The 15,441-nt window shown below is 44.6% G+C and carries 16 protein-coding genes; 13 read left to right on the forward strand and 3 right to left on the reverse strand.

From position 1 onward, the window contains the following. The first annotated feature begins 51 nt into the window (after positions 1 to 51). The 11 genes from murA to N693_RS0114840 all read left to right on the forward strand — a co-directional run bounded on the left by murA (position 52) and on the right by N693_RS0114840 (position 9,208). Entirely contained in the window at positions 52 to 1,353 is a 1,302-nt protein-coding gene (gene murA / locus N693_RS0114790; protein ID WP_025785605.1) for a UDP-N-acetylglucosamine 1-carboxyvinyltransferase, read from the forward strand. Between the two features lie 178 nt (positions 1,354 to 1,531). Then, complete coding sequence (gene spoIID / locus N693_RS0114795; RefSeq protein ID WP_025785606.1) at positions 1,532 to 2,479, forward strand: stage II sporulation protein D; 948 nt, start codon at positions 1,532 to 1,534, stop codon at positions 2,477 to 2,479. 32 nt (positions 2,480 to 2,511) lie between these two features. Beyond that, positions 2,512 to 3,171 (forward strand): M23 family metallopeptidase, encoded by a 660-nt coding sequence (locus N693_RS0114800; RefSeq protein ID WP_025785607.1) that lies wholly within the window; start codon positions 2,512 to 2,514, stop codon positions 3,169 to 3,171. An 896-nt stretch (positions 3,172 to 4,067) separates the two neighbouring features. After that, positions 4,068 to 4,355 carry a sporulation transcriptional regulator SpoIIID gene (locus N693_RS0114805; protein WP_025785608.1) on the forward strand — a complete coding sequence of 96 codons (288 nt, stop codon included), beginning with the start codon at positions 4,068 to 4,070 and terminating at the stop codon, positions 4,353 to 4,355. Positions 4,356 to 4,531: 176 nt separating this feature from the next. Further along, positions 4,532 to 5,527, forward strand: coding sequence for a rod shape-determining protein MreB (gene mreB / locus N693_RS0114810; RefSeq protein WP_025785609.1), 996 nt, complete (start codon positions 4,532 to 4,534; stop codon positions 5,525 to 5,527). A 49-nt stretch (positions 5,528 to 5,576) separates the two neighbouring features. Beyond that, positions 5,577 to 6,413, forward strand: a complete 837-nt coding sequence (locus N693_RS0114815; protein WP_025785610.1) for a flagellar hook-basal body protein — start codon at positions 5,577 to 5,579, stop codon at positions 6,411 to 6,413. A 36-nt stretch (positions 6,414 to 6,449) separates the two neighbouring features. Beyond that, on the forward strand, positions 6,450 to 7,277 hold the full coding sequence (locus N693_RS0114820; protein WP_025785611.1) for a flagellar hook-basal body protein: 828 nt from the start codon (positions 6,450 to 6,452) through the stop codon (positions 7,275 to 7,277). 20 nt (positions 7,278 to 7,297) lie between these two features. Continuing rightward, positions 7,298 to 7,744: a DNA-directed RNA polymerase subunit beta gene (locus N693_RS20025; RefSeq protein ID WP_081760243.1), complete on the forward strand. Its 447-nt coding sequence runs from the start codon at positions 7,298 to 7,300 to the stop codon at positions 7,742 to 7,744. Positions 7,745 to 7,780: 36 nt separating this feature from the next. Then, a complete protein-coding gene (fabZ, locus tag N693_RS0114830) occupies positions 7,781 to 8,212 on the forward strand; it encodes a 3-hydroxyacyl-ACP dehydratase FabZ (protein WP_025785613.1) in 432 nt (143 codons plus the stop codon). A gap of 148 nt (positions 8,213 to 8,360) precedes the next feature. Next, the gene (locus tag N693_RS0114835) at positions 8,361 to 8,747 is read left to right on the forward strand and encodes a hypothetical protein (RefSeq protein WP_025785614.1); all 387 of its coding nucleotides are present in this window, start codon (positions 8,361 to 8,363) and stop codon (positions 8,745 to 8,747) included. Positions 8,748 to 8,818: 71 nt separating this feature from the next. Further along, positions 8,819 to 9,208 carry a hypothetical protein gene (locus N693_RS0114840; RefSeq protein WP_025785615.1) on the forward strand — a complete coding sequence of 130 codons (390 nt, stop codon included), beginning with the start codon at positions 8,819 to 8,821 and terminating at the stop codon, positions 9,206 to 9,208. Between the two features lie 59 nt (positions 9,209 to 9,267). On the opposite strand, the gene N693_RS0114845 is transcribed toward N693_RS0114840, so the two are convergent. Next, positions 9,268 to 9,693, reverse strand: a complete 426-nt coding sequence (locus tag N693_RS0114845; protein ID WP_025785616.1) for a YwpF family protein — start codon at positions 9,691 to 9,693, stop codon at positions 9,268 to 9,270. 260 nt (positions 9,694 to 9,953) lie between these two features. Here N693_RS0114845 and N693_RS19340 point away from each other — a divergent pair, with 260 nt between their 5' ends. Next, complete coding sequence (locus N693_RS19340; protein ID WP_025785617.1) at positions 9,954 to 10,397, forward strand: single-stranded DNA-binding protein; 444 nt, start codon at positions 9,954 to 9,956, stop codon at positions 10,395 to 10,397. A 354-nt stretch (positions 10,398 to 10,751) separates the two neighbouring features. Beyond that, the gene (locus N693_RS20400; protein ID WP_172643599.1) at positions 10,752 to 10,913 is read left to right on the forward strand and encodes a hypothetical protein; all 162 of its coding nucleotides are present in this window, start codon (positions 10,752 to 10,754) and stop codon (positions 10,911 to 10,913) included. A gap of 59 nt (positions 10,914 to 10,972) precedes the next feature. Here N693_RS20400 and N693_RS0114860 read toward each other — a convergent pair whose 3' ends face one another. Together N693_RS0114860 and N693_RS0114865 are read right to left on the reverse strand one after the other, a co-directional pair. Continuing rightward, positions 10,973 to 13,714, reverse strand: coding sequence for a DEAD/DEAH box helicase (locus tag N693_RS0114860; RefSeq protein WP_025785619.1), 2,742 nt, complete (start codon positions 13,712 to 13,714; stop codon positions 10,973 to 10,975). Next, positions 13,711 to 15,291, reverse strand: coding sequence for a hypothetical protein (locus N693_RS0114865; protein ID WP_025785621.1), 1,581 nt, complete (start codon positions 15,289 to 15,291; stop codon positions 13,711 to 13,713). The genes N693_RS0114860 and N693_RS0114865 overlap by 4 nt, the downstream gene beginning before the upstream one ends. Positions 15,292 to 15,441 lie beyond the last annotated feature (150 nt).

Consider the following 15,441-nt stretch of genomic DNA (forward strand, 5'->3'; position numbering starts at 1 on the left):
AACTTGTCACGCTTAAGAACGAATTATAACTTTGAGTCGGAGGGGCTTGTTTTGGATAAAATTATAATTAATGGTGGGCGACAACTGCACGGTACAGTGCGGGTAGAAGGAGCGAAGAACGCAGTGTTGCCGATACTCGCGGCTGCGTTGCTTGCTACTGAGGGCGTCAATGTCATCCGCGAAGTACCAAATCTTTCGGATGTTCGCACAATTAATGAAGTACTAAAAAGCTTATATGCAAAAACAGAATATAAACCTGAAATTGGCGAGCTAATCATTGATTCCACTGAGACGCTTACGAGTGAAGCGCAATTCGAATACGTGCGTAAAATGCGTGCATCCATTCTGGTAATGGGTCCACTTCTTGCGCGCAATGGTTTTGCACGTGTTGCAATGCCAGGTGGCTGTGCAATCGGATCCCGTCCTATTGACCAGCATCTAAAAGGATTCGAAGCAATGGGCGCAGATATCTCGTTTGGACACGGATTTGTTGAAGCACGAGCAAAGAACGGTCTTCAAGGTGCAAAAATTTATCTCGACTTCCCTAGTGTTGGCGCAACTGAGAACATCATGACTGCAGCTGCACTCGCTAGTGGAACGACATTGATTGAAAATGCGGCTAAAGAGCCTGAAATTGTTGACCTTGCGAATTTCATCAACGAAATGGGCGGTAGAGTCATCGGTGCTGGAACGGACGTTATCCGTATCGAAGGTGTAAAGAAATTAGTTGGTGCAGTTCACCACATCATTCCAGACCGTATCGAAACGGGTACATTCATGGTTGCGGCAGCAATTACAGGTGGAGACGTGACGATTGAAAACGCGTTGCCTGAGCACAATGCAGCATTGATTTCTAAGCTACAGGAAATGGGCGTTGTCATTACTGAACTTGATGAAGGACTTCGCATCACAGCACAACATCCATTGAAATCGGTTGACTTGAAGACGATGCCACATCCTGGATTCCCGACAGACATGCAGTCACAAATGATGGCACTCATGTTAAAATCAGAAGGTACTGGCGTATTAACAGAAACAGTCTTCGAAAACCGTTTCATGCACGTGGAAGAATTCCGTCGCATGAATGCTGACATTAAAATCGAAGGACGTTCTGTCATTATGAACGGACCGTCAAAATTACAAGGCGCTGAAGTAGCAGCAACCGATCTTCGGGCTGCGGCTGCACTCATCCTTGCTGGACTTGTCGCTGAAGGCGTTACGAGAGTCACTGAACTCATTCACTTAGATCGTGGCTACGTCAACTTCCACCAGAAACTAAAGGCACTTGGTGCAGACATCAGCCGTGTCTCTAGCGAATCTGAAACAGCTGACACAGAAATCGTGCATTCATAATATCGATGAGAGCTGTCCCTTTTGCGAGGGGCAGTTTTTTTGTTTACTTATATTCAAATGTAAGTTAGGTGCATTTGGGAGTTTGTGTCGATTGGTGTCGCTGAGTCACGAAAGACTCCAATTATGTGAAAGTCAGAAACATCCTCATAATTGATTGAAAACGAACATACCATGCAACATGGACAAACGACTATTAGTAGTATTCATCATTTTCCTATTTTTTATACCTGTACTTCTAAACTTGAAGTACAACAGACCACTAGACGCTAAGCCACCCGAGGAAATAGCTTGTGAGACCGAAATTACAGTAGAAGGAGAGGACAAGCCACTGCCACTGGAAGAGTACATTATCGGTGTCGTTGCGTCTGAAATGCCAGTCGCTTACTCACTGGAAGCCCTCAAAGCACAAGCGATTGCAGCGCGCACCTATGCACTCAAAGAAACAGCAGAAGGCACAAAACCGATCGGTCGTGATGTTACTGCACAAGTCTATTCCAACGAAAAAGATCGTAAAGAACGTTGGGGCAAAAACTTCAAAGAAAACGAACAAAAAATTCGACAAGCTGTTGAAGGTACAGCAGGCAAGGTGATCGTACACGACGAACAAATGATTACCGCCATGTTCTTCTCTACATCAAATGGTCAAACGGAAACTGCTGAGAATTTTACAGGCAATTCCATACCATATCTACAAAGTGTAGAAAGCCCCGACGAACAAACTGTATCTGAAGAAGTGGAACGTACTGTCGATATGCCTCTTTCTGAGTGGAATAAAAAGCTTGGCACCTCATGGAAAGAAGCCGATTTTCGTGCGCTCCAGCTCGTCCGGAATGAGACGGGGCGTGTCCAAAGCGTACTATCAGGCACATTCGAAACTAGCGGCCGCGAAGTTCGGGAAAAACTAAAACTTCCATCTACAGACTTCAATATAGGGTACGATGTGACCAATGAAATTGTCCACATTACTACAAAAGGATACGGCCACGGCGTTGGCATGAGCCAAAATGGAGCTGAAGCTTATTCTAAAAAGGGCTGGACCGCAGAACAGATTGTGAAACACTACTATACAGGTACAGAAATAAAAACTTTTGAAAAATCGAAAGAGGAATGTTTAAAAAATCCTTAACTTGCAGAGAATAGCGAGTGAGGTGATCATAAATGAGAGAAGAAAAAAAACCGAACGCCCCTTCTCAGAAAAACAAGAGCACGAAAAGCAACTGGTTCTGGCCATCTATCTATGCAAGTTTCGCCCTGTTGTTCGTTGGAATGGTATGGGGATATAATGCATTGACGAAACCAGACGCCGGTGAGCAGGCAGCTGTAGACAAAGAAAAGGCTAAAGAAGAAGTCACATTGGAAACAAACGCATCAAACGAACAACTGAAATATCCGTTTGACGAAGCACTTCTTGACCAAGTTGCTATTATTCAAGACTTCTATGATGCAAAAGCTGACGCATCCAGTCGTGAAAACGCACTACTCGTATTTAAACAGACCTACGTTACAAACGAAGGCGTCACGATTGCAGTCGACGGCAAACCGTTCGAAGTACTCGCAGCGATGAGTGGAAAAGTGGAACAAATTGTCTCAGATCCATTCAAAGGCAGTGAGATTGTCATCTCTCACAAAGATGGCTTGAAAACGATCTACCGTTCCGTCACTGGTATTCTCGTAAAAGAGGGTGACGAGATCCAGCAGGGTGAAGCCTTAGCGCAAACTGCAGAAAACGAATGGAACCCACAAGCGGGCGTCCATTTGCACTTCGAAGTCCAAAAAGACGACGTAGCTGTGAATCCCCGTTCCTTCTTGGCCTTTTAAATAACTCTTTGAACCAACCTGCCATCTCCCGGCAGGTTTTTTTGTGCGAAAAAATCGGTGATGGTGGTGAAAGTTGTGAAAGTGCTTATAAATCTCTGGAAGTGCTTATAACTTGGGGGAAGTGCTCATAAACCTCAGGAAGTGCTCATAACTCAAGGAAAGTGCTCATAAACCTCAGGAAGTGCTCATAACTCAAGGAAAGTGCTCATAAATCACAGGAAGTGATCATAACTCATGAAAAGTGATCATAAATCACAGGAAGTGCTCATAACTCAAGGGAAGTGCTCATAAATCATAGGAAATGATCATAACTCATGGAAAGTGCTCATAAACCTCAGGAAGTGCTCATAACTCATGGAAAATGCTCATAAATCACAGGAAATGATCATAACTTGTGGAAAGTGCTCATAAACCTCAGGAAGTGCATAACTCATGGAAAGTGCGCATAAACCTCAGGAAGTGATCATAACTTGCGGAAAGTGCTCATAAATCATAGGAAGTGATCATAACTCATGGAAAGTGCTCATAAACCTCAGGAAGTGATCATAACTTGTGGAAAGTGCTCATAAACCTCAGGAAGTGATCATAACTCAAGGAAAGTGATCATTCCACCCTTGCCCAGACTTGATCCAACTGAAATAACCACCCAATTAATCCCTTAATGCAGTTGAATTGTGTCCCGATAGCGAGTAACTCAGCTATGTGATGGAGAAGTGCAAAGAGTTGATTGGTAAAGTGCACTCTGTGATCGAGAACTCGCACCAAGTGTCGAAGAAAACGCAACACGTGATCGAGAACGTGCCCGAACAGAAAGAAGACCTCAATACAAAGGAATAGCACACCGCTCCGTCGCATACAGTGAAAGAACAAATGGACTGACGGGAAAGGAAGAGGGTGTGCACGAACAAATTCGGAGGCGCTGCGTTCGCCTCGGCAACCTGCTCATCGAAACTGGCCTCACTGTGAGAGCGCTCGCAAAAGCGACGGGGTATTCCAAAAGCACTGTACACAAAGACCTGACAGAGCGTCTACCTAATATAGATGCTCATCTATCTGAGGAAGTTGCAAAAGTCCTGGCCTATCACAAATCGATACGACATTTACGAGGCGGTGAAGCCACGCGTCAAAAATGGAAAATTGAACAACGAAGACTAAATGAATCAGCAGCAACAGAAACGGACTAGCGACTGACGCAGTCCGTTTTTTTGGTACAGTTGATATAAACCGAACTAACAGGCTTCAAACCGTCACAAAGCACGGGAAATAGCGATTTTTTATGTTCTTTTTCGGAACACTGTGATAAAATGTTAAGTTAGGAGAGCATGTAAACGGTTGAAAGAATGGAAGGGGCAGGGATGAGATGTTTGCGAAAGATATCGGCATTGACCTGGGAACGGCAAATGTATTAATACATGTAAAAGGAAAAGGGATTCTACTGAACGAACCATCGGTCGTTGCGGTCGATACTAAAACGCGTGAATTAATAGCAGTTGGAGAAGAAGCAAGACTGATGATTGGAAGAACCCCTAGTAATATCCAGGTAATGCGACCATTGAAACACGGTGTCATTGCTGACTTTGATAGCACTGAAGCAATGCTTAAAGGTTTCATTGATCGTCTGAACGTCAAAGGCTGGTTTTCTAAACCGCGCATCTTGATCTGCTGTCCCACAGACGTTACAAGTGTGGAGCAGAAAGCAATTAAAGAAGCTGTCCAAAAATCAGGTGGTCGACAAGTGTTTCTTGAAGCCGAGCCTAAAGTGGCTGCAATCGGAGCCGGAATGGACATTTATCAACCTAGTGGAAACATGGTTATTGATATCGGAGGCGGCACAACAGATGTCGCGGTTCTTTCCATGGGAGACATTGTCACATCCGAATCCATTAAAATCGCAGGCAATACGTTCGATCAAGACATTATCCAACATATTAAAAAGAATCATAAGCTATTAATTGGTGAACGCACTGCGGAAACCATTAAAATGACCGTCACTTCCGTCTTCCCTGACAGTCACGATGAGAAGATGGACATTCGTGGACGCGATATGGTTTCAGGGCTTCCTAGAACTGTCACAGTCCATTCAAAGGAAATCACAAATGCGATGGAAGAATCCATTGCCTGGATCCTCCACGCAGCTAAAAATGTTCTGGAGAAAACGCCTCCTGAACTATCAGCCGATATCATTGATAGAGGCATCATCTTAACTGGGGGCGGAGCACTACTACGAGGACTGGACCAACTGCTAGCAGAAGAATTGAAAGTACCAGTTTTCATAGCAGATGACCCACTTGGGTGTGTCGCTAAAGGGACAGGCATTATGCTGAATAGTTTAGACAAAAAACGTAATCAATCTTAACGCATAGCCACTGGATCATTTGCAACACACCTAAAAAGGAGGCGGGCACATGTTCCGTGGATTTTATACAGCAGGATCTGGAATGATTGCGCAACAGCGCAGAACAGAATTACTTTCCAACAATATGGCCAATGCCAATACTCCAGGCTTTAAAACAGATCAATCATCCATAAGATCATTTCCTGAAATGTACTTATCTAACCTGGAAACTACGAAAGTGCCAGTCCAAAATAGCTTTCAAATGAAAGGCATGAATCCGATTGGTGCCCTTTCAACAGGGACGTATTTACAAGAGACCATGCCACTATTCACCCAAGGACAACTACGGGAAACAGAACTGACAACGGACGTCGCACTTGTCGACGGAACATTACCTGTCAATACGGATACGGGTAAACCTGGCGCCATTTTTTATACGCTTGAAGGATCAGATGGTGAACGTGCTTATACGAAAAGTGGAAACTTCGCTTTGAATCCGGAAGGCTACTTAACGACTTCGGCTGGAAATTATGTGCTTGACCAAAATGGACAGCGCATCCAATTGCCAAACGACGATTTTCAAGTTACGGAAGACGGCATCATAAAATACGGTGAAATGGAAGCAGCAACTCTCGGAATCAGCTACGCCGCGAATCCTGACATGCTTGTGAAACGTGATAACGGACTGTTTTATGCACAACAAGAATTGCCGGACGCAAATGGTGCTCAAGGGGTCAGTTACTCATTTAAACAAGGGTTCATCGAGCAGTCGAACGTAGATGCATCGCGAACGATGACGGATATGATGACCGCTTACCGAGCATTTGAAGCTAATCAGAAAGTGTTGCAAGCGTATGACCGCAGTATGGAAAAAGCGGTCTCGGAAATTGGTCGTGTCAATGGATAATCGCAAGCTTCGCTTAAGCGAAAGGAGTCAAACTAAATGATTCGTACGATGACAACAGCTGTCAATACCATGAACCAACTGCAAAACAACCTGGATATCATCGGAAATAATTTATCCAATATAGGAACACATGGTTACCAATCCAATCAGGCAAGTTTTCAGGAAATGTTGTATCAGCAATTCAACAATGACAAAGCGGATACAGCACCGCGACAATCACCTGAAGGCATACGCTACGGTGTTGGTGCGATGCTAGGTCAAACGCAAATGAACTGGAAAGTAGGAACTTTGCAACAAACAGGAAGAAATCTCGATTTCGCTCTTACTGAACCAAAGCAATATTTCAACGTGATTGTGCAAGGCGCAGATGGTCCTGAGACAGTGTATACACGTCAAGGGAACTTCTACCTTACACCAGGTCAGGGAAACCAAGTGGCGCTTGTTGACGGCGAAGGAAATGCTGTTGCAGATCGTGCTGGCAATGCAATCACGTTTAATGGACCTGTGGATTCAGTTCAGCTGAAATCGGACGGCACTCTAGTTGCAAGTTCGGCAAATGGAGCAGAGCAGACAGCTGAATTGGCAGTTACTCTAATTGAGCGTCCTAACCTGATGACGCGACTTTCCTCGACGCATTTGACACTTCCAGCTAATTTGGAAGACTTAAATGTAACTGAAGCCGATATTTTAACAGAAATAAATGGCACGGAAGTCGGTATACAGCAAGGTGCTCTTGAAGGGTCCAATGTTGACTATCAGAAAGAAATGACAGACCTCATCAATGTCCAGCGAGCGTATCAATTCAACTCACGTACGGTTTCTATCGCTGATCAGATGCTCGGCCTGGTCAATAATATCCGGTGAGCTAAGTGGGGAGTATTGATATGACAGATGAAAAAAGAAATACAGACATCCCGTCCCATTCGTCTTCTGAGCCGAATAAACCAGCTGCAAAAAGTCGGACGGAAGCTCGGGCAACCCATGCAGCAACGGTTCAATCCGCATCTAACAACGAGCAAGTAACGCGCAGTAAGCGAAAAGCTGAAGCGAAACCTGTGAAAAAAGAAGAAGCTGTACAAAAAACACGGACAAAGCGTAAAGAGAAAACGGAAACGGAAGAAGTGGCGGAGACAAAGCCAGTTCGATGGGTACAAATCCGCATTCTTCCTATATATGTGCGCGTCATTTTGGTAATTCTGTTATTGATAGTTGCTGCGGTCCTCGGTGCAGTTATTGGTTTTAGCGTGCTAGGTGACGGAGCTGCAAGCGATATCTTCCAAAAAGACACATGGTCGCATATTTTTGATATCATGAGTGGAAAAGAGAAGTAACTATAGACTATAGGGAACCCTAAAAGGAGAATCACTATGCTGACAGCTGAACAAATTCAAGCTATCATTCCGCATCGCTATCCATTCCTATTGGTTGACCGAATTCTTGAAGTTGAAGAAGGCGCGCGTGCGGTAGGGATAAAAAACGTAAGCATTAACGAAAACTACTTTAATGGCCACTTTCCAGGGTATCCGGTCATGCCAGGCGTACTGATTGTAGAAGCACTAGCGCAAGTCGGGGCTGTTGCGATTTTGCAAAAAGAAGAAAATAAAGGCCGTCTTGCTTTTTTTGCAGGAATTGATAATTGCCGATTCAAGAGACAAGTTGTTCCTGGAGACGTAATCCGACTTGAAGTGGAGATCACACGTATGCGTGGTTCCATTGGTAAAGGCAAAGCGAAAGCGACTGTCGAAGGTGAGATTGCATGTGAAGCGGAAATCACATTCGCACTTGGTGCTAAAGAGTGATTTTTAGTTAAGAATTGCATTTGGAAGAAAAATCCGCTAAAATTTTATATATTGTGTTTACACAATTTGGCAAGTGCGATTATGCACAACAAGCCAATCAAACATGCAGTTACTTTAGCATGTACATCGTGGGAGGTACTAAACGAGAATGTTCAAAAGTCTTTCACCCAACCTAAAGAGCAGCATCACGAGGTCTATTACACAGACCTTTGAACAATACATGACGGAGATCGAATGGAACCCGGACCGCTATGACATGGTAGACTTCATGAAGCGATGGAGCGAGTACATTACCGAAAAAGCGCTTTGGTATGAAAAAATTCCAGATGACGTCAAACACGCAACTCAATTTCATGAGGAGATTGCAGTTCGTATCAATGAAGTCATTCAAAAAGTGCTAAGTGAGCCGCCGTCTGAAGAGCAGATTGCGACGATTCAACAATTGCAAGAGACGCTCAACACACAATATTTCTATGAGTGTAAGGCGGAAGCTGCATTCGTCGAAGCTGAGTTGAAAAAACGTAACAACGCATAAAAAATAATGGATAGTTCCTTCTTTTCAAGCCAAGCTATGTTGGATAGCTATTTGAAAGGAGGGAATTTTTCATGTTGAAGAAAGTATTGCCGGCAGCACTTGTTGCAGGTTTCGTACTGGCTGGGTGTGGTACCAACAACGACGACATCCCAGACAAAAACGAGACACCGATGGAAGACTTGAACGACGATATGGACGAGCGTGCACGTGACTGGACCCCGGATATGGAAGGCAATGCGCCTGACGATACAACAGGTCCGAATCTTGATGGACTGGAAGACGATCGGAACGATGGGATGAATGACGGTGTCATGAATCGCGATGGCGTTGAAGACGATACGCTAGAAGGAACTGGCAGTGGAGAAGGCGGTACGATGGGAGAAAATAGTACACCAGGAGGCGGGAATAGCGCAGGAACTGGTAGCAACGGTGGATCTCCGAAAGATGATAAAGATAAGTAATGCGGGAAATCATGCAAATAAAACCACGGGTTGAACATTCCCGTGGTTTTTGCATGTCTTTATTTCTTTTTTAAACGAGGTCTTGCGCGCATGTCGTTTTCGAATCGTTCTAACAACGCTTGCCCTTCAAAACCGAGATCCAATAACTCACTTAGCAACTGTTCCGCATATTCTGATCGCTGACGCTTCAAACGACCTTTCAATAAGACGGAAACACGATCTCCAATCTCATGGACGGTGTCGACCGCAAGAACAAAGGCAGCAGGCTCATTTTCAGGGTAAGAAATTACTACTTTTGCTTCAATGTGTGTCTCTTCTTCTTTCAATTTTTCAAAGCGTTCTTTATACTCCATATCCAAAAACATTTCTAATATCCACATACGGTGGCTGTTCTCTTGGTTAATAATGATGCCATCTAGCATGGGCAAATAATCTGCTTCATCCCCAGTCAGCAAACCGAAGGAAATCATTTTAAACGTTTTCATCCCGTCCAAATCCCCCTTTTTTCCCCAGTATACCACATACGGCTCATTCTCTTAGAAATATGGGCAAAGCCGAATTATCATCAAATGAACACAATTCAAAAGCGCACTCTCCTAAGCATTTTCATGCGGAAGATACAAATTATTCCATTTCAAACTTCAACTTCAGCATTGGAAAAACCTCCAAATGTGGAATATGTACATTTGTTTAATCCGGAGGTTGTCCGTATGATGAAAGCAATTCAAAGAGAGGAGGGAACTAGGTGAATCATGTGGCACTTGTCGGTAGACTGACGAAAGATCCAGATATTCGAAAGATAGGGGATGGGCGGATGCAAGCCAGCTTTACTCTCGCTGTCAATCGTAGCTTTAAAAACCAGCAAGGAGACATCGATGCGGATTTTATTCTTTGTAGCATTTGGGGACGTACCGCAGAAAACACCGTAAAACATTGTGGTAAAGGGTCTCTGGTAGGTGTAAGTGGACGAATTCAAACGCGTTCGTATGAGCGTGAAGACAGAACCCGCGCATTTGTCACTGAAGTAGTGGGAGAGGATGTCCGATTCCTGGTGACGAAGAAACCGTCTTCGGAAGGACGTGCAGAAAGGGGCCAATCACAAGTAGCATCGGCAAATTCACAAAGAAATTCCGCTGCGGATCATTTCGAATTACCTTCACAACAAAAAGAAACGTTACCAATCTTCTAATGAGTTGCCCAAAAACATTGGAAGAGAGACAGAATAGGAGGAATGATAAAACACAACAAACCAAAAGGAACGACTAGATAACTGTACGTGCAGTGCCCGTGGAGAGCGGCTCGTACAAATGATGAGGGAAGAATAATTGATAGTAGGGGGGTTTTTAGGAGTGGGGATTCCTTCAGACCCTAGGTAGCAAGTTGAGCAAAGGTTGTTAAAAGTGATCAGGCACGACTAACAACTCAGCAGTACGCATGAGGAGTGGTGGTTTCGACCACCAACTAACCGCTATTTTGCCGTCGGGTCAGAAGAGACCGCTTCTTGGTGATCCGGCAGCGAAATTGCTTAAAAGGAGAGAATAACATGGAATCTCAACAAAAAATAATTCTGCGTATGGAATTGCAAATTGGACAGCTAATCCGCTTGGTCGCAAATTTAAACGAACGGTTAGACGTGGTGGAGCAGGAACAGAGAGAGAGTGAGCTACACAGGGTATTGCAGATCAAGCGAATCAGTCACGTCTAACCGCATCTTTACATAAAAAAACGCAAACCACATGTGTGATTTGCGGATTAAAATATTGGTTAGCCGAATGATAGTAAGTCGTCCAGTTCTCGATCAGATAGCTCTGTTAACCACTGGCTGGACTGGATAAGATCCGCAGACAGCGCGGCTTTCTCTTCAAGCATTTTATCAATTTTTTCTTCTATCGTCCCAATTGTCACGAATTTATGGACATGCACGAACTTCTCCTGACCTATGCGATATGCACGGTCGGTCGCTTGGTTTTCTACAGCAGGGTTCCACCAACGATCCGCATGCAAAACATGATTCGCAGCTGTCAAGTTCAGCCCCGTTCCACCGGCTTTCAAGGATAGGATGAAAATCGGGAATTCCCCTTTTTGGAACGCTTCGACCAGGTGATCACGCTGACCCTTCGGCATACTTCCTGTCAGGAATGGTACTTCGTATCCATAAAGCTCAGCCAAACATTGACGGATGAGTTGTCCCATTCCAATATACTGGGTAAAGATCAAGCATTGCTCGCCATTGCTCGCTATCTCAGCAGCTAATTTCACAATTCGCTCCAGTTTGTCAGATCTCGACAACATTTCATCAGCTTGCGTAAAAGGTTCTTTCAAGAACAGAGCAGGATGATTACACAATTGCTTCAATCTACTCAACATTTTCAAAATGAGCCCTTTCCGCTCAAATCCTGAAAGTGTCTGTAACTTGAATTTCGTTTCTTCAATAAAGCTCTCATAAACTGCAGCTTGTTCACCTGTAAGTGGCACATACTCATTTTGCTCTAGCTTCTTCGGTAAATTGAGCTGTAAGTCTGGATCACTTTTCGTTCTTCGTAACAAGAATGGGTGGATTTTAGAACGCAGACGACTTTTTGTCCGTTCGTCATCATCCCGCTCAATTGGAATAATGTAGTCATCCGTGAATTTCCGGAAACTACCGAAATATCCTCGATGGATGAAGTCGAAAATTGCCCATAACTCCGCAAGTCGGTTCTCAATCGGTGTCCCCGTCAACGCGATATGATGACCACCCCGAAGTTTCCGAATCGCTCGAGATTGCTTCGTTTGCATGTTTTTAATATTTTGCGCTTCATCCAACGTGATGCTCGCAAAAGGAAATTCAATGAGAAATTCACTATCTTGAGTTGCTGTACCGTAAGTCGTCAGCACGACATCAGGTTTTTCCTGAGCTAGAAATGCGCTGAACTGATCTTCCTTCAAGCGACCGGGTCCATAGTGAATGGCAGCTTTTAGCGAAGGCGCAAAACGTTCCAATTCCTTTTGCCAGTTACCAAGCACACTGGTCGGACAAATGATGAGTGACGGTGTCGTGTCCGGTTGTGAATGCACCTTAAGCAAGTAACTAATAAGCTGAACCGTTTTACCAAGTCCCATATCATCAGCAAGGCATGCACCGAAATGTTGCTCTCGCATGAACATGAGCCAGTTGAAACCTTCCTGCTGGTATGGGCGCAGTTCAGTTTGCAACTGTTCAGGAATTTGAACGTGAGGCAATCCCTTTTTATCCATCACCTGATCTACATATTGGCGCAGAGAATGTTGCATCGTGAACGCGAGTAGCGGATCGTCTTCAAGCTCATCGTCTTCGCTCGGAACGATCTCTTCAGGGAGTTCTTGGAACAGTAAATCTTTCACAGTCCACTCCCCATTATCTGCTTGCTCCATCAACTCTTTAATCCGCTTCAACCAAGTCGGATCGATATGGAACCATTCGTCTCCAGTACGGATGAATTCACGGTTTTCATCCACCATTTTCTGAAACGTATCCCGGTCGATTTCGTTGCCAGCAAGTGAGAAACTCCAGTTAAACGAAAGAACTTCGTCTAACCCGGCCGCAGATTTGTATGACTGAACACCTGCATCTGTACGTATTTTCATTTTCGTTTCAGTTACGCTTTTCAGCCAAGAGGGAAGGAGCACCGCAAGTCCGAACGATTGGAACAATGGCAAGTCATGCTGGATGAACATCCGGACTTCGGGATCACTCATCGGCATATGGAGAAACCTATCTTCAATCTCAGGCTCTAGCGATTGTAGGAACGAAATCATTTCGGATTGTTGCTCTGTAATGGCAGAAGCATATGGCTTCCACTTCGCGGGAAGCGCACTTTCAATAGAAGTATTCAATTTCGATTTTGCAGGCAACCATTGTGTCCCGCGTTCATTCAATATAACCGTTTCCAGTAACCAATCTTCAGTCCGTTCCGAATCCGGTTCAGTCAGTCGGAGTGCAGGTCGTACAGGAATATCGGATTTTGTCTCACCTGGCCAGCCGTAAGCTTTTAAATGAGGCAACAAAGCAGGTACCATATCCGCTCGAACTCCGAGCGTTTGAAATTTGCTGGCAATTGCTTGTTTCGTCAAAAGAGCGGCGGATTCCGACATTCCTGCCGCGTCACCGGCGAAGTGAATAACTTGCTCCGCGTCTGGTTCCGTATAGGACCACAAATCCTTAGAATGCCAAAGTGTAGCTGCTTCTTCAGCTGCTTCTAACTTAGCGACATCCTGCTCGGTAGCACCCGTAAACTCAACAAAAGGATGGCGGTTTCCGCTCAATGCTTGGACCCACTCATGGGGATGTAAAATGACAGTGTCATCCTCAATAGGGACCGTCAATCCGAACAATGACGTATCATCGGCGAAAAAGAAAAAGGAGACAAGGCGATCAGCAGGTATGGTAGTTCCATAGTCATCTGCAGCTGAAATCGCAAAGTTACCACGATCTGTAGGCTGGATGGTCAGTTGTAACTCACGTGCAAGTCGATGTGCTGATCTCATAATTCAAGATTACCCCTCTCCATTTCTTCAATTAACGCGCGCAACCGACGGTATTTATCCCGCACTGTTCGAATATAACGGTTCCAAAATTCTGTATGACCACTCTTTTTAGAAGCAGTTCGCATGCGCTTAAACAGTTTAACAGCCCGACGGTAGCTCAATCGATTCTTTTCCGCGATGAATTGCTGAGCGTAATCATGTAACAAAGGAAGTGCAGCGGCAGGTTGCTCAGCCAACACGATTTTCAAATCCGCTTGTTCGACACTGTCATAAGGTACGTTATACCGATGCAAGAGTGCTGCCCATTCTTGATATCGCTGACGTTCAATCAGAAAATCGCAATAACGTGGTATCCCGATTTTACCGTACATTGCAAATACGGATTCCCGCTCTTCATCAGAAAAATCACCGTTCGCAAGGAGCATATCGATTTCATGTGCAGCAGCAAGCTGTTCACTCCGACTTTTCTTTTCACTGAAATACCCTTCAATAGAGGGGTAAAGTCCGCGTGCAATCGAAGCGGCAGTGGGTGCAAGCGCCTCAGCCAGCGCAAACTTCGCAAGCATCATCCAACTTCCGAAATCAGGCTGATCTTCTTCAGCAAGAGCGCTTTCCAGCACGTCTCCGCGTCCTTCGATAATCGCAAAATACATTGCAAACAGACGAGCATCAGCAGAAGCATCTTGAGTCAACTGCTGTTTCTCGAATTCTCTCTCGTTACGATCAACAAAAAGCTGTCCCCAAATGGCTTCATAAATGCGGAAGCGATAAGGAAATAAGCCTGTTTGATGGATACAAACAGAGTGAACGATCTCTTTCAAACGTTTCATGAACGGGTCTGTTTCAAATAACTTCGGTTTGTTACTGAAAGTCCCAGCTAATTTTTCTATATCGGAAATTTGGTCGTTCAGCCATGTGGTAATTTGCCAAGTCCCATAGGAATGCTGGGAGTGACTCGATGAAAGTATTGAAGAGGCGTACTCGAAAGCCGCATCGACTAGGTGAAGACGATAGAATAATTCAAACAGTGGCTTCCACTCATATTCAAACGGCATGAGTGGTTTAACGCGATTCTCGATTTCTGCACATTCATATGTGAACACAGAAGAATTGGTCGATAAGGTAAGTTTACGAAGAGGCGCGGTCACTCGTGTCAAGACGGCATCCCACGCTTCTGGTGTACGATCGGTAACTTTCAAGACAAGTTGCTCTTTTTCAGACGTTCTCCATTCTTGAAACCACTCTGTCAATGAGTGGAATTGTGAGTATAAGTCAAATACGACAGTAAGTTGGTGGACACAACGTCCCTTACGACCACATGTGCAACTCAACGTTTGCTCGTCAAATGAAAACCTTACAAATTCCGAAGCTCGATCATTGAGTTGGGCGAGCACTTCACCGTCATCTTGGGAATAACGATACGACGAAATAGCACCCCTTCGAACAGCCGTAATAGCGTTTCGGATGAGCTCCGACTGATCCGGATTATCCGGGCGAAATGTATAGTGGACATCATTCATCATCTTTTCGATTTCTCGTTCATGCAAATACGAAATACGTTCTGCAGCGACGCGCAAAATAAAACCACTCCCTAGACAAAGCATTCTTTCTATTATACATCAGTTCAGCGACCTTCGTAAATCATCACATGCAGGAAAAGAAAAAACCCTTCATCATTCCTTTACAGAAGGGTGAAGGGGAGTAGCAGATTGCTCACTTTTTGCGAC

The sequence above is a fragment of the Sporosarcina sp. D27 genome (genome assembly GCF_000586555.1).
Taxonomy (GTDB): Bacteria; Bacillota; Bacilli; order Bacillales_A; family Planococcaceae; genus Sporosarcina.

What these genes read in the sequence shown, in the direction of transcription:
- spoIID (WP_025785606.1), top strand. Translation starts at nt 1,532, where the DNA reads ATGGACAAACGACTATTAGTAGTATTCATCATTTTCCTATTTTTTATA.
- N693_RS0114800 (WP_025785607.1), top strand. Translation starts at nt 2,512, where the DNA reads ATGAGAGAAGAAAAAAAACCGAACGCCCCTTCTCAGAAAAACAAGAGC.
- mreB (WP_025785609.1), top strand. Translation starts at nt 4,532, where the DNA reads ATGTTTGCGAAAGATATCGGCATTGACCTGGGAACGGCAAATGTATTA.
- N693_RS0114815 (WP_025785610.1), top strand. Translation starts at nt 5,577, where the DNA reads ATGTTCCGTGGATTTTATACAGCAGGATCTGGAATGATTGCGCAACAG.
- N693_RS0114820 (WP_025785611.1), top strand. Translation starts at nt 6,450, where the DNA reads ATGATTCGTACGATGACAACAGCTGTCAATACCATGAACCAACTGCAA.
- N693_RS20025 (WP_081760243.1), top strand. Translation starts at nt 7,298, where the DNA reads ATGACAGATGAAAAAAGAAATACAGACATCCCGTCCCATTCGTCTTCT.
- fabZ (WP_025785613.1), top strand. Translation starts at nt 7,781, where the DNA reads ATGCTGACAGCTGAACAAATTCAAGCTATCATTCCGCATCGCTATCCA.
- N693_RS0114835 (WP_025785614.1), top strand. Translation starts at nt 8,361, where the DNA reads ATGTTCAAAAGTCTTTCACCCAACCTAAAGAGCAGCATCACGAGGTCT.
- N693_RS0114840 (WP_025785615.1), top strand. Translation starts at nt 8,819, where the DNA reads ATGTTGAAGAAAGTATTGCCGGCAGCACTTGTTGCAGGTTTCGTACTG.
- N693_RS0114845 (WP_025785616.1), bottom strand. Translation starts at nt 9,693, where the DNA reads ATGAAAACGTTTAAAATGATTTCCTTCGGTTTGCTGACTGGGGATGAA.
- N693_RS20400 (WP_172643599.1), top strand. Translation starts at nt 10,752, where the DNA reads ATGGAATCTCAACAAAAAATAATTCTGCGTATGGAATTGCAAATTGGA.
- N693_RS0114860 (WP_025785619.1), bottom strand. Translation starts at nt 13,714, where the DNA reads ATGAGATCAGCACATCGACTTGCACGTGAGTTACAACTGACCATCCAG.